A 12,845-nucleotide genomic window follows, 5' to 3' on the forward strand; every position below is an offset into this window, starting at 1 on the left:
GACTTCATGAAGTAGCTGCTGGCGGACAGGATCGGGCCGCCGATGCCGCGGTCCTTGGCGATCTTCGCGGCACGAATGATCCGGCGGGCGCCGGTGTCGTGCGGGCCGGGACTCAGACGGCGAAGTCCAGCAGCGGGCGGGCGTTGCTGGGGTGCCGCAGCTTGGACAGCGACTCCTTCTCCAGCTGCCGGATCCGCTCGCGGGTCAGGCCCATCGCCTTGCCGATCTCGTCGAGCGTGCGCGGCGTCCCGTCGTACAGCCCGAACCGCATCGCCATGATCTTCGCCTCGCGCGGCGACAGGATGTCGAGGGTGCGGCGCAGCTGGTCGGCCATCAGCTGGCGGTCCACCAGCTCGGACGCCTCGGGGCTGTCGGTGTCCTCGATGAGGTCGCCGATGCGGGTCTCGCCGTCCTCGCCGATGGTGGAGTCCAGGCTGATCGGCTGGCGGCTGGTGCGCAGCAGCTCGCGGACCTGCTCGGGGCTCTTGTCGAGCTCGACGGCCAGCTCCTCGGGGGTGGGCTCGCGGCCGAGCCGCTGGTGCATGTCGCGCTCGACCCGGCTGAGCTTGCTCAGCATCTCCAGGACGTGCACGGGCAGCCGGATGGTGCGGGCCGAGTCGGCGAAGCCGCGCTGGATCGCCTGCCGGATCCACCACATCGCGTAGGTGGAGAACTTGTAGCCCTTGGAGTAGTCGAACTTCTCCACGGCGCGGATGAGGCCGAGGTTGCCCTCCTGGACGACGTCCAGCAGCGACAGGCCGCGGTCGGAGTACTTCTTGGCGACCGACACCACGAGCCGGAGGTTGGCCTCGAGCATGTGGGCCTTGGCGCGGCGCCCGTCGGCGGCGACCCACTCCAGGTCGGCGCGCATCCGCGGGGACAGCTGCTCGGTCTCCAGCTTGTGCTCGGCGTACAGCCCGGCCTCGATGCGCTTGGCCAGGTCGACCTCCTGCTCGGCGGTGAGCAGCTGCCGGCGGCCGATCGCCTTGAGGTAGGTGTGCACCGAGTCGCCCATGCCGGTCGACTGGTCGTCCAGGTCGGCGGGGGAGTCGGCGGCCTCGACCTCGGTGACCTCGAAGCCCTCCTCGGGCACGTCGGCGTCGCCGGGCGTGGCGGCGTCCTTGCCGGCGGTGTCCTTGGCGGTCCTGCGGGTGCGCCCGCCGCCCTTGGCGGTGCTCCTGCGGGCGGCGCCCTTCTTGGCGGTGCCCGGGGTGGCCTGGGCGGTGTCGCCGCCGTCGTGGTCCGCGGCCGCGGCCATCTTGCGGACGGTGTCGGGCTCCCCGGCCAGGCTGATCCCGGCCTCGGACAGCTCGCGCAGGATCGAGCGGCCCTGCGCCGGGCTGAGGCCGGCGGTCTCGAAGGCCCCCCTCACCTCGTCGAGCGAGAGGCGCCCTTGGGCGCGGCCGCGCTTCAGGAGGTCGTCGAGTGCGGGGCTCGCCGACTCCGTGAGCGGGGTCTCGATAGCGCTTCGCGGCATGGGGACACCCCTCTCCCTTCGGTGTGTGGATGCGGCGCGGATTGTCGTTCGCTGCGGGCGCACGCATATACGGGAACGTCGCGCGGAGGGCCGGTTGTTCCCGGACCGGCCGGATCGGCGCTCCCGGAGGGGATCGCGAGGGGACGATCCGGTCCCTCGTGGTGCCCGATCGGGGGCGTTCCATGCCGTGCGGCCCGCCCGAATACTGACCTTACTTCGTAAAGGCCCCGGGCCGCGACGCTGTGACCAACGCCACTACGCCTCCTCCTGCTTCGGCCGCAGCGTCCGGCCGTACCGCGCGATCACGCGTTCTCGCAGCTCGGGGTCGTCGCGGGGGACCGGTTCGAGGAACACCTCGTCGATCTCCTCGTGGGCGTCGCGCAGCTCGCGCGCCATCCGGACGCAGGCGCGCTCGACGTCGGCGGCGGTGAGCGCGTCGCGGAAGTCCAGCCGCGCGCAGACCAGGACGCGGTCGGCGCCGACCGTCATCGTGATGATGTCGACGACCCACTCCACCTCGGGCGCGGCGTACAGCCGGGCGCGGACGTCGTCGACGATGCGGGGGTCGGCCTGGTTGCCGATCAGCAGGTTGAGGTTGATCCGGCCGAGGACGAGCGCGACGACGGTCAGCAGCACGCCGATCAGGACCGAGCCGATGCCGTCCCAGACCGCCGAGCCGGTGGCCTGGTGCAGGCCGAGCCCGCCGAACGCCAGGAGCAGGCCGACGAGCGCGGCGGAGTCCTCCAGCAGGACGCTGATCGCGGTGGGCTCGTCGGTGCGGCGGATGTAGGCGAGGAACGGCAGGGACTCCTCGCGGGCCGCGGCGCGGGTCTGCCGGAGGGCCTGCTGCCACGAGATCCCCTCCAGGACGAACGCCACCGCCAGCACGATGTAGCCGACCAGCGGGTCGGACTCCGCGCCCGAGCGGGCCCCGATGAGCGTCTCGAATCCCTGGTAGTAGGAGAACAGCGCGCCCATGCCGAAGATCGCGACGGCGACGAGCAGCGTCCAGATGTAGCGCTCCTTGCCGTACCCGAAGGGGTGCCGGCGGTCGGCGGGCCGGCCGCTGCGCCGCAGCCCGACCATGAGCAGGATCTCGTTGAAGGTGTCGGCGACCGAGTGCGCGGCCTCGGCGGCCATCGACGCCGACCCGGTGATCAGCGCGGCGACGATCTTGGCGAGGGCGATGCCGAGGTTCGCCAGGAACGCCAGCAGGACGGTCAGGCCGCTCTCGTTCTCCGGCTCCTCGCGCTGTCCGCCCATGCCGGTCGTCCTCCCCCGATCGTCGCCGTGCCATGCGCCCCGCGCGTCCCGCGCGCTACAGGTGTCACCTCGCGGCGCGCAGCCGGGCGCGGTCGGGCTTGCCGGAGGCCAGCAGCGGGATCGCGTCGACGAGCTCCAGCTCGCGGGGAGCCGCGCAGGCGGGCATCGTCTCGCGGACGAAGGCGCGCAGCTCGGGCAGGGCGGGGGGCTCGGCGGCGGGGACCACGACGGCGGTGACGCGCTCGCCCCATTCGGGGTCGGGGCGGCCGACCACGACGACGTCGCGGACCTTGGGGTGCCGCGACAGCGCGGTGGCGATCTCGCCGGCGACGACCTTCTCGCCGCCGGTGTTGATGACGTCGTCGACGCGGCCGCGGACGCGGAGCCGTCCGTCCTCGTCGAGGGCGCCGAGGTCCTGGGTGACGAACCATTGGCCGTCGCGGACCGCGGCGGTCTGCTCGGGGCGCAGCCGGTAGCCGGTGAACAGCGACGGCCCGGCGAGGCGGATCCGGCCGTCGGCGCCGAGCTCGGCGCGCATGCCGTCCAGGGGGGTGCCGTCGTAGACGCAGCCGCCGCAGGTCTCGCTCATGCCGTAGGTGGTGAAGACGCGGCCGCCGCGGTCGCGGGCCTCGGCGAGCAGGCCGGGCGCGGCGGCGGCGCCGCCGAGGACGATCGCGCCGAGCCCGGACAGGTCGGTGCCGGCGTCCAGGAGGCGGCGCAGCTGCGTGGGGACCAGGGAGATGTGCACGGGGCCCGCCGCGGCGACGGCGGCGGTGTCGAACCGGGGCGTGATCATCGGGTCGGTGCCGGCGAGCAGGGACCGGACGAGGACCTGGACGCCGGAGATGTGGCTGGTCGGCACGCAGCACAGCCAGCGGTCGCCGGGCGCGGCCTCGATGCGGGCGAGGGTCCCGGCGGCGGAGTGGCGCAGCGCGGCGGCCGACAGCTCGACGAACTTGGGTGCGCCGGTGGAGCCGGACGTGGCGATCAGCACGGCCGTGCCGTCGGCGGGCGGGGCGTGCTCGCCTGCGAAGCGGTAGGGGGTGAGGCCGTCCTCGGTCTCGACGGCGTCGGGGGCGAGCGTCTGCAGCATCGCCTCCAGCACCGGCGCGGGAAGCTCGGGGGAGAGGGGGCAGACGGCGGGACCGCCGTCGAGGGCGGCGGCGAGCGCCCGGAACAGGCGGGGCCCGGGCGGCAGCACGGCGGCGTGGAGGCGGCGATCCATGATCTCATCAGGGTAGGCGACCCCGCTGAACGCGTTCAAACCGCGGGGCGGTTGAATGGGCTCGACCCGGATCGACGCGGGCCCCGACGGGAGAGGATCACATGGTCTCGGAGCTGTTCGACGCGGACGCCTGGAAAGAGGTCGAGGGGTTCGGCTTCACCGACATCACCTACCACCGGGCCGTGGACCAGGGAACCGTCCGGATCGCGTTCAACCGCCCCGAGGTACGCAACGCCTTCCGGCCGCACACGGTCGACGAGCTGTACCGGGCGCTGGACCACGCGCGGATGTCCTCGGACGTCGGCTGCGTGCTGCTGACGGGCAACGGACCGTCGCCCAAGGACGGCGGGTGGGCGTTCTGCTCGGGCGGCGACCAGCGCATCCGCGGCAAGGACGGCTACAAGTACGCCGAAGGCGAGACGTCCGACACCATCGACCCGGCGCGGGCGGGCCGGCTGCACATCCTGGAGGTGCAGCGGCTGATCCGGATGATGGGCAAGGTCGTGATCTGCGTGGTGCCGGGGTGGGCCGCGGGCGGCGGCCACAGCCTGCACGTGGTGTGCGACCTGACCCTCGCGAGCCGCGAGCACGCCCGGTTCAAGCAGACCGACGCGGACGTGGCGAGCTTCGACGGCGGGTTCGGGTCGGCGTACCTGGCGCGGCAGGTCGGGCAGAAGTTCGCGCGGGAGATCTTCTTCCTCGGCGAGACCTACGACGCCGAAGCGGCGCACCGGATGGGGATGGTGAACGCGGTCGTCCCGCACGCCGAGCTGGAGGCGACGGCGCTGGAGTGGGCCCGGAAGATCAACGGGAAGAGCCCGACGGCGCAGCGGATGCTGAAGTTCGCCTTCAACCTCATCGACGACGGCCTGGTGGGGCAGCAGGTGTTCGCGGGGGAGGCGACGCGGCTGGCCTACGGCACCGACGAGGCCGCCGAGGGACGCGACGCGTTCCTGGAGAAGCGCGACCCCGACTGGTCGCGCCACCCGTGGTACTACTAAATGTCCGGCGCGCGGCGTCGTCCGGAATAGCGTGATTCTTCAGGCAGGTCAGGGGGTCAGCGGGTGCGGGTCTTCGCCATCCCGATGCGGACGCGGTTCCGCGGTGTGACGCGGCGGGAGGGCGTCCTGTTCCAGGGCCCCGCCGGATGGGGGGAGTTCTCGCCGTTCGCCGACTACGGGCCGGCCGAGTGCGCCCGCTGGCTGGCGGCCGCGCGGGAGGCCGCGCACGAGGGCTGGCCCGCCCCCGTCCGCGACCGGATCCCGGTGAACGTGACGATCCCGGCGGTCGGCCCCGACCGGGCGTTCGAGATGACGAAGGCGTCCGGCTGCCGGACCGCGAAGGTGAAGGTCGCCGAGCGCGGCCAGGACGACGCCGACGACTTCGCGCGGGTCGAGGCCGTCCGCGACGCGATCGGGCCCGGCGGCCGCGTGCGCATCGACGTGAACGGCGGCTGGGACGTCGACCACGCCGCGCGGATGATCCGGTCGCTGGACCGGTGGGAGCTGGAGTACGCCGAGCAGCCGTGCGCGACGCTGGACGAGCTGGCGCGGGTGCGGCGGATGGTGGACGTGCCGATCGCCGCCGACGAGTCGATCCGCCGCGCCGAGGACCCGTTGAAGGTCCGGGCGGCGGGGGCCGCGGACGTCGCGGTGCTGAAGGTGCAGCCGCTCGGCGGGGTCCGGGCGGCGCTGGAGGTCGCCGAGGCGTGCGGGCTGCCGGTGGTGGTGTCGAGCGCGGTGGAGACGTCGGTGGGGCTGGCGGCGGGCGTGGCGCTGGCCGCCGCGCTGCCGGAGCTGCCGTACGCGTGCGGGCTCGGGACGCTGTCGCTGATGGACGGCGACGTCGTACGGGATCCGCTGGCGGAGCGCGACGGGGAGATCGAGGTGCGCCGGCCGGTGCTCGACGAGGAGGCGCTGCGGCGGTTCGCGGCGCCGCCCGATCTGGAGGAGGCGTGGCGGCGCCGCGCGGCGGACGCGCAGGCGTTCCTGCCGGGCCCGCCGATGGCCGGGGTGGACCGGTGAATCCGGCGACGGCGCTGGCGACGGTCCTGGTCGACGAGCTGCTGCGGTGCGGGATGACCGACGCGGTGCTGGCCCCGGGGTCGCGGTCGGCGCCGCTGGCGCTGGCGCTGCACGCCGCGGAGGAGGCCGGCCGGGTCCGGCTGCACGTGCGGATCGACGAGCGGTCGGCGTCGTTCCTGGGCCTCGGGATGGCGAAGCGGTCGGGGCGGCCGGTGGCGCTGGTGTGCACGTCGGGGACGGCGGCGGCGAACTTCCATCCGGCGGTGGTGGAGGCGCACGAGTCGGGCGTCCCGCTGATCGTGATCACCGCGGACCGTCCGCCGGAGCTGCGCGACACCGGCGCGAACCAGACGATCGACCAGGTGAAGCTGTACGGGACGGCGGCGCGGTGGAGCACCGAGGTCGGCGTGCCGGAGAACCGTCCGGGGATGGTGGCGTACTGGCGGTCGCTGGTCAGCCGGGCGTGGGGGCTGGCGCAGGCGCCGGTGCCGGGTCCGGTGCATCTCAACGCGGCGTTCCGCGAGCCGCTGATCCCCGACGGCGACGAGTCGTGGTGCGAGCCGCTGGACGGTGACGCGACCGGGGCGTGGACGAAGGTGCGGGCGGCGACGCCCGGGTCGGTGCTGCACGTCCCGCCGACGCGGCGCGGGGTGCTGGTGGTGGGCGACGGCGCGGTGAACGTCAAGCGGTACGTGGCGGCGGCGTCGATGGCGGGCTGGCCGGTGCTGTCGGAGCCGAACGGGAACGCCCGCTACGGCGACCACGCGCTGACCTCGCACCATTTCCTGCTGGGGATCCCGGAGTTCGTGGAGCGGCACCGTCCCGAGGTGGTGGTGACGCTGGGCAAGCCGGGGCTGTCGCGGCCGCTGCTGTCGCTGCTGCGGCGCGCCGAGGAGCACATCGTCCTGGCCCCTGATCTCGCGCACTGGCCGGATCCGGTGCGGTCGGCGACGCAGGTGGCGCCGGAGATCGAGATCCCGGTGGTGTCGGGCGACGACGCGTGGCTGAAGTCGTGGCGGTCGGCGGACCTGGCCGCCGCGGCGGCGGTGGACGCCGTGCTGGACGGCATCGCCGAGGTGAGCGAGCCGCGGCTGGCGCGGGACCTGGTGGCGGCGATGCCGGGCGGGTCGCTGCTGTTCACAGCGGCGAGCATGCCGATCCGGGACCTGGACCAGGTGATGCGGCCGCGGCGCGGCATCCGGATCATGGCGAGCCGCGGCGCGAGCGGGATCGACGGGCTGATCTCGACGGCGATCGGCGCGGCGCTGGCGCACAGCGGCCGCTCGTACGCGCTGCTGGGGGACCTGGCGTTCCTGCACGACCAGAACGGCCTGGTCATCGGGCCGCACGACCGCCGTCCCGACCTGGCGATCATCGTGGTGAACAACCAGGGCGGCGGGATCTTCTCGCTGCTGCCGCAGGCGGCGCTGGCCGGCCCGTTCGAGCGGGTCTTCGGCACGCCGCACCAGGTGGACCTGCAGGCGGTGGCGGCGGCGCACGGCGTCCCGTACCGGCGGCTGGAGGCGGCGGCGGACCTGCCGAAGGCGATGGCGGGGGAGGGGCTGCGGATCGTGGAGGCCCGTACCGACCGGGACGCGAACGCGGTGCTGCACGCGGAGATGCGCAAGGCGGCCCACACCGCCGTCCGCGACCTGTTCGCCTGACGGATCCCAGGGCGGTGCCGGTGATGGCCGGCGCCGCCTTCGGTGATTCAACCCTCAACTTACAATGTAAAGGCCCTGGGCGGGTTGCATCACCTCCTACGTTCAAAACCACAGAACCTCAACGACGAAAGAAGCCGGAGTCATTCGGCGGTGGCGTGTTCCGGGTCCGCGGGGATGGACAGGGTCGTGGTCGGCGCCGGCTCGGTGGTCGGCTGCGGTTTGAGGGTGGGGCGGGCGCGCAGGCAGCGGACCATCTCCTCGCCGTAGGGGAGCACGCCGAAGAGGCCCATTGCGGCGAGCAGCGCGATCCGCGTCCGGCGGGACAGCGGGTCCCGGCGCTTCGGCCGCAGCCGGAAGTCGGGGCGGCCGTTCTGGCCGACGAGGGCGCGCGCCTGGTCCCAGTACAGGACGGTCAGGAAGCCGGTCGCCATGAGCGGGACGACTTCCAGGAGGCTGTGGATGTGCTGCTCCAGCGGGGTGACGCGGCGGCGCTCCTCGGCGTAGCTGACGTCCCAGTACGCGGTCGCGCCGTGGACGGCGAGGGCACCGGCGCAGGTGGCCAGCACGCCGGGGTTGACCTCGCAGAACAGGCCGAGGGCGACGGGCACCCCGGCCTCGGTCATCATCAGCGAGTGGATCATCGATTCGCGGGTGCCGGCGGTGGTCTCGATGTGGGTCCGGCGGTGGCGGTGCCAGTCGGCGAGGCCCGCGCCAAGCCACAGCGGCAGGACGCCGCCGATGAGCCAGCGGCGGGTGGCGGTCTCGACGCCGAGGGCGCGGCGCACGTCGCGGGGGCGGACGGTGGGGTCGGCGAGGGCGCGCAGGGCGGCGAGGTGCGGTGAGCGCAGTTTCATCGGCGTTGCCTCCGGGTGGTGTCGGGTGTTCCCGGCGCTACCCGTGAGGCTCGGCCGTACACGGGGTGTCAGTATGAGGTTCGTCCGGCGGCGCGGACGTCGGCGCGGCCCGTGTGCAGGTAACGGGCGCGGCCTTCGCCGTCGTCTCCGAGGAACGCGACGGGTCCGTGGCCGGGTTCCGCGGGCAGCAGGGAGTCTCCGCGCCGGCCGAGCAGTTCCGTCCGGTACGGCTGGTCGCCGGCGCCGACGGCGAGGCCGAGGGGGACCTGCTCGAGCCAGAGCCGTCCGTGCTCGTCTTCGCTCACGGTGGTCCGGCTGGTGCTGGACTGGTAGACGCCGGTACAGCGCCTGGCGTCCGGGCGCGCCGCGGGGTCGGGGACGGGCTCGGCGGGTGCTTCGACGACGTGGCGGAGGATCTCCTTCATCAGCGGCTTGCGATCGCCGCCGTTGGTGAAGATCGCCACGGACACGTCGTGGCCGGGGTCGACGCGCAAGGCGGCGGATTGCCCGATGGTGTTGCCGTCGTGGCCGAACACCGGGCCGCCCGGCAGTTCGTACAGCTCCCAGCCCAGGCCCCAAGCCGTCCCCCAGCCGATGTCGGGCAGGGCGACCTGCGGTTCCCGCATGGCGCGCAGCCTGTCGTCGGTGAGGTGGGCGCGGGCGAAGGTCAGCAGGTCGCGCGGGGTCATGGCGAGCATCGACCCGGCGGGCGCGTTCGAGCGGGCCATCGCCCAGACGGGGGCGGGCCGTGCGCGGAGGTGCCCCACCGCGGCGCGGTGCAGGATCGCCTCGTACGGGTCGTTGGCCGCGTGGGTCATGCCGAGGGGTGTGAAGAGGTGGTCGCGCATGCACCGGTCGAACGGTTCGCCTCGTACGACCTCGATGATGCGTCCGAGCACGCTGTAGCCGGCGTTGTTGTAGGAGAACATTTCCCCGGGCTGGAAGATCTGGGGTATGTCGGCCAGCAGTTCCACATACTTTTCCAGGCAGTCGTCGCCTTTGCCGGTGTCGGTGAACACGTCGCCTTCGAATCCGGCGGTGTGGCAGAGGAGCTGCCGGACGGTCGCCTGGCGGAACCCGGGGAGGTAGGTGTCCACGGGCGCGTCGAGTTCGACCAGCCCCTCGTCGACGAGTCCCATCACCAGCGTGGCGGTCAGGACCTTGGTGATCGATCCGATCTGGAACACCGAGTCGGTCGTCGTTTCCACGCCCGTCGCGGTGCTCAGTACCCCGGTGGCGGCTTCGACCACGTGCCCGCCGGCGTCGATGGCGACCGCCGCTCCGGGTACCGCGTGCTGCTCCGCCAGCCGCGGCAGTTGCTCGCGCAGCCATTCGCCGGCCTCATCGATCCCCATCCTCATCCGGTCAACGGTAGACGGCCGTGCCGGGAGGTGTGGCGGAGGCGTGGCGGGTCAGGCGAGGAGGCGTTCGCGGAGGGCGTCGGTGTCCTCGCGGGTCCAGCCGTGGCCGGTGAGCCAGCCTTCGGTGCCGCCGAACTCCTCGTCGATGCGGGCGAGGAGCTTCTCCATGATGGCGGCGTGGGGGAGGTGGGTGTCGGCGGGGCGGGAGTCCAGGTCGGCGGCGTAGGTGTCGCTGGCGCGCAGGCGTCCGAGGACGGCGTCGATGCGGTCGCCGGTCATGGCGTAGTCGGCGACGATCGCCTCGCGGGTGACGCCGGCGAGGTCGAGGGCGAGGGCGCAGACGACGCCGGTGCGGTCCTTGCCGGCGGCGCAGTGGACGAGGGAGGAGCCGTCGGTGCGGGTCATGACGCGCAGGGCGGCGGCGATGTTGTCGCCGCGGTCGCGGAGGTAGCCGAGGTAGTGGCCGGTGGAGCGGTCGAGTTCGGTGCCCTCGGCGTCGCGGCTCTGCCAGGGGAGGGCCTTGTCGACGTCGGCGCGGTCGGGGGTGTCGGCGGCGGCGTCGGTGCGGCGGCCGCCTTCGGGGAACAGCGAGAGGTGGTGGAGGGTGACGGAGGGGACGCGGGTGAGGGGGCCGGGTCCTTCGAGGCGGACCTCGGCGTCGCTGCGCAGGTCGATGACGTTCTTGAGGTGGTATTCGTCGAGGAGGAGGCGGACGTCGGCGACGGTGAGGTCCTGGAGGTTGTCCGAGCGCAGGACGCGGCCGCGGCGGGTGGCGGCTCCGTCGGCGGTGGGGAGCCCGCCGAGGTCTCGGGCGTTGACGGCTCCGTCCAGGTCGATCCACCGCGTCGGTTCGCTCATGGCTTCTGACCCTATATGGACGTGATGTTCCGTCTGTGATGCAGGGTCCGGGGTCGGACCGGGTGCGCGGTGGGCGGGCCGGTTTCGCGGGGCGGTTTCGCGCGGTGGGCTTCGGGTGCGGGGTGGTCCGCGGGGGCGACGGGGGGTGAGGGGTACCGGGACCTGGGAGCCAGGGAGGGGTTGGCTCCGCAGCGTGGCGACCGCTTGGTGATCGTCTCCGTAGCTTCGGGTCAGTCAGCGCACCGATCCGATGGAGGCCCCGATGACCGCGACCCTCGACGCCCCGCCCGTCCGGGCGGCCGGCAGTGATTTCGCTCCGCTGGCGCGGCAGGTCCGCGCGAGCGGGCTGCTGGACCGGCGTCCCGGTTACTACGCGCGGGCGATCGGGGTGAACCTGGCGGCGACGGCGGCGGTGTGGGCGGCGATCGGGTGGGCGGGGGCGAGCTGGTGGGTGGTGCTGCTGGGGGTTCCGCTGGCGGTGCTGTCGGCGCGGACGGCGTTCCTGGGGCATGACGCGGGGCACCGGCAGATCGCGGGGTCGGCGCGGGTGAACCGGTGGCTGGGGCTGGTGCTGGGGAACCTGCTGCTGGGGATGGGGCAGGGGTGGTGGAGCGACAAGCACAACCGGCATCACGCGAATCCGAACCATGTCGGCAAGGACCCGGATGTGGGGGAGGGGGTTCTGGCGTGGACGGAGGGGCAGGCGGCGCGGCAGCGGGGGGTGCTGCGGTGGGTGGCGCGTCATCAGGCGGGGTTGTTCTTTCCGTTGCTGACGCTGGAGGGGGTGAACCTGAAGGTGGGCAGTGTGCTGTACCTGCGGGGGAGGTCGCGGCGGGAGCAGCTGGTGGAGGGCGGGCTGCTGGCGTTGCACGCGGTGGCGTACCTGTCGCTGGCGTTCACGTTGCTGTCGCCGGGGAAGGCGGTGGTGCTGATGGTGCTGCATCACGCGCTGTTCGGGGTGCATCTGGGGGCGGTGTTCGCGCCGAACCACAAGGGGATGGCGATGCCGGAGCCGGGTGAGCGGTGGGGGCATCTGCGGCGGCAGGTGCTGACGTCGCGGAACGTGCGGGGCGGTGTGGTGGTGGACTGGCTGATGGGGGGTCTGAACTACCAGATCGAGCATCATCTGTTCCCGGGGATTCCGCGGTGCAGCCTGCGGCGGGTGCAGCCGCTGGTGCGGGCGCACTGCGCGGCGGTGGGGCTGCCGTTCACCGAGACGGGGCTGGTGGAGTCGTACCGGCAGGCGCTGGCGCACATGCGGTCGGTGGGGGAGCCGCTGCGGTCGTAGGATTGCGGGCGTCATGCCCGAAGGACATACCCTCCATCGTCTGGCCGCCGAGCACCGCCGGGTGTTCGGCGGCCGTCCCGTCGCCGCCGAGAGCCCGCAGGGCCGGTTCGCGGCGGGTGCGGCCGAGATCGACGGCCGTGTGCTGAGCGCCGCCGAGGCGTACGGGAAGCATCTGCTGCTGGAGTTCGACGACGAGCGCGTCCTGCACGTCCATCTGGGGATCTATGGGACGTGGCGGTTCGGCGGGGCGCCGGCGCCGGTGCCGCAGGGGGCGGTGCGGTTGCGGTTGTCGGGTGCGGGCGGGCACGCGGACCTGCGCGGTCCGAACGCGTGCGAACTGCTGGAGCCGGGCGGGGTGAAGCTGCTGCGGGATCGGCTGGGGCCGGATCCGTTGCGGGCGGACGTGGATCCAGGGCGGGCGTGGGCGCGGATCTCGCGGAGCCGGACGAGCATCGCGGCGCTGCTGATGGATCAGTCGGTGGTGGCGGGGCCGGGGAACATCTACCGGGCGGAGGTGCTGTTCCGGCAGGGGATCGATCCGTTGCTGCCGGGGCGGGCGCTGTCGGAGGGGCAGTGGTCGGCGGTGTGGGCGGATCTGGTGGTGCTGATGGCGGAGGGGGTGCGGTCGGGGCGGATCGACACGGTGCGGGCGGAGCACACGCCGGAGGCGATGGGGCGTCCGCCGCGGGTGGACGATCATGGTGGTGAGGTGTACGTGTACCGGCGGGCGGGGTTGCCGTGCCTGGTGTGCGGGAGTGCGGTGGCGTCGGCGGAGCTGGCGGGGCGGAATCTGTTCTGGTGTCCGGGGTGCCAGCCGCCGGCGGGGTGAGC

The 12,845-nt window shown here is 73.3% G+C and carries 11 protein-coding genes; 5 read left to right on the forward strand and 6 right to left on the reverse strand.

The genetic code is table 11. The features are described from left to right. Positions 1–112: 112 nt before the first annotated feature. The 3 genes from AB0C78_RS04020 to AB0C78_RS04030 all read right to left on the reverse strand — a co-directional run bounded on the left by AB0C78_RS04020 (position 113) and on the right by AB0C78_RS04030 (position 3,965). A complete protein-coding gene (locus AB0C78_RS04020) occupies positions 113–1,477 on the reverse strand; it encodes an RNA polymerase sigma factor (RefSeq protein WP_360741392.1) in 1,365 nt (454 codons plus the stop codon). A 255-nt stretch (positions 1,478–1,732) separates the two neighbouring features. Continuing rightward, positions 1,733–2,740, reverse strand: coding sequence for a cation diffusion facilitator family transporter (locus tag AB0C78_RS04025; protein WP_151543602.1), 1,008 nt, complete (start codon positions 2,738–2,740; stop codon positions 1,733–1,735). A 64-nt stretch (positions 2,741–2,804) separates the two neighbouring features. Beyond that, on the reverse strand, positions 2,805–3,965 hold the full coding sequence (locus AB0C78_RS04030; RefSeq protein ID WP_360741395.1) for an AMP-binding protein: 1,161 nt from the start codon (positions 3,963–3,965) through the stop codon (positions 2,805–2,807). A 101-nt stretch (positions 3,966–4,066) separates the two neighbouring features. On the opposite strand from AB0C78_RS04030, the gene AB0C78_RS04035 reads away from it, so the two are divergent. The 3 genes from AB0C78_RS04035 (at position 4,067) to menD (ending at position 7,653) form a co-directional block, all read left to right on the forward strand. Next, the gene (locus tag AB0C78_RS04035) at positions 4,067–4,966 is read left to right on the forward strand and encodes a 1,4-dihydroxy-2-naphthoyl-CoA synthase (protein ID WP_360741397.1); all 900 of its coding nucleotides are present in this window, start codon (positions 4,067–4,069) and stop codon (positions 4,964–4,966) included. Positions 4,967–5,029: 63 nt separating this feature from the next. Next, the gene (locus tag AB0C78_RS04040; protein ID WP_360741399.1) at positions 5,030–5,989 is read left to right on the forward strand and encodes an o-succinylbenzoate synthase; all 960 of its coding nucleotides are present in this window, start codon (positions 5,030–5,032) and stop codon (positions 5,987–5,989) included. Further along, positions 5,986–7,653 (forward strand): 2-succinyl-5-enolpyruvyl-6-hydroxy-3-cyclohexene-1-carboxylic-acid synthase, encoded by a 1,668-nt coding sequence (menD, locus tag AB0C78_RS04045; protein ID WP_360741401.1) that lies wholly within the window; start codon positions 5,986–5,988, stop codon positions 7,651–7,653. The genes AB0C78_RS04040 and menD overlap by 4 nt, the downstream gene beginning before the upstream one ends. A gap of 140 nt (positions 7,654–7,793) precedes the next feature. Here menD and AB0C78_RS04050 read toward each other — a convergent pair whose 3' ends face one another. The 3 genes from AB0C78_RS04050 to AB0C78_RS04060 all read right to left on the reverse strand — a co-directional run bounded on the left by AB0C78_RS04050 (position 7,794) and on the right by AB0C78_RS04060 (position 10,726). Further along, positions 7,794–8,507, reverse strand: coding sequence for a diguanylate cyclase (locus AB0C78_RS04050; RefSeq protein WP_360741403.1), 714 nt, complete (start codon positions 8,505–8,507; stop codon positions 7,794–7,796). 68 nt (positions 8,508–8,575) lie between these two features. Continuing rightward, a complete protein-coding gene (locus tag AB0C78_RS04055; protein ID WP_360741405.1) occupies positions 8,576–9,868 on the reverse strand; it encodes a serine hydrolase domain-containing protein in 1,293 nt (430 codons plus the stop codon). A 51-nt stretch (positions 9,869–9,919) separates the two neighbouring features. After that, a complete protein-coding gene (locus AB0C78_RS04060) occupies positions 9,920–10,726 on the reverse strand; it encodes a tyrosine-protein phosphatase (protein WP_360741407.1) in 807 nt (268 codons plus the stop codon). Between the two features lie 262 nt (positions 10,727–10,988). On the opposite strand from AB0C78_RS04060, the gene AB0C78_RS04065 reads away from it, so the two are divergent. Together AB0C78_RS04065 and AB0C78_RS04070 are read left to right on the forward strand one after the other, a co-directional pair. After that, positions 10,989–12,014: an acyl-CoA desaturase gene (locus AB0C78_RS04065; protein ID WP_360741409.1), complete on the forward strand. Its 1,026-nt coding sequence runs from the start codon at positions 10,989–10,991 to the stop codon at positions 12,012–12,014. Between the two features lie 13 nt (positions 12,015–12,027). Further along, positions 12,028–12,843 carry a DNA-formamidopyrimidine glycosylase family protein gene (locus AB0C78_RS04070; RefSeq protein ID WP_360741411.1) on the forward strand — a complete coding sequence of 272 codons (816 nt, stop codon included), beginning with the start codon at positions 12,028–12,030 and terminating at the stop codon, positions 12,841–12,843. Positions 12,844–12,845 lie beyond the last annotated feature (2 nt).

Source organism: Actinomadura sp. NPDC048394, assembly GCF_040651755.1.
GTDB classification, from domain to species: domain Bacteria; phylum Actinomycetota; class Actinomycetes; order Streptosporangiales; family Streptosporangiaceae; genus Spirillospora; species Spirillospora montaniterrae.

Bases quoted from the DNA above. Each gene is read 5' to 3' on its own strand.
- AB0C78_RS04020 (WP_360741392.1), bottom strand. From the start codon at position 1,477: ATGCCGCGAAGCGCTATCGAGACCCCGCTCACGGAGTCGGCGAGCCCC.
- AB0C78_RS04025 (WP_151543602.1), bottom strand. From the start codon at position 2,740: ATGGGCGGACAGCGCGAGGAGCCGGAGAACGAGAGCGGCCTGACCGTC.
- AB0C78_RS04030 (WP_360741395.1), bottom strand. From the start codon at position 3,965: ATGGATCGCCGCCTCCACGCCGCCGTGCTGCCGCCCGGGCCCCGCCTG.
- AB0C78_RS04035 (WP_360741397.1), top strand. From the start codon at position 4,067: ATGGTCTCGGAGCTGTTCGACGCGGACGCCTGGAAAGAGGTCGAGGGG.
- AB0C78_RS04050 (WP_360741403.1), bottom strand. From the start codon at position 8,507: ATGAAACTGCGCTCACCGCACCTCGCCGCCCTGCGCGCCCTCGCCGAC.
- AB0C78_RS04055 (WP_360741405.1), bottom strand. From the start codon at position 9,868: ATGAGGATGGGGATCGATGAGGCCGGCGAATGGCTGCGCGAGCAACTG.
- AB0C78_RS04060 (WP_360741407.1), bottom strand. From the start codon at position 10,726: ATGAGCGAACCGACGCGGTGGATCGACCTGGACGGAGCCGTCAACGCC.
- AB0C78_RS04065 (WP_360741409.1), top strand. From the start codon at position 10,989: ATGACCGCGACCCTCGACGCCCCGCCCGTCCGGGCGGCCGGCAGTGAT.
- AB0C78_RS04070 (WP_360741411.1), top strand. From the start codon at position 12,028: ATGCCCGAAGGACATACCCTCCATCGTCTGGCCGCCGAGCACCGCCGG.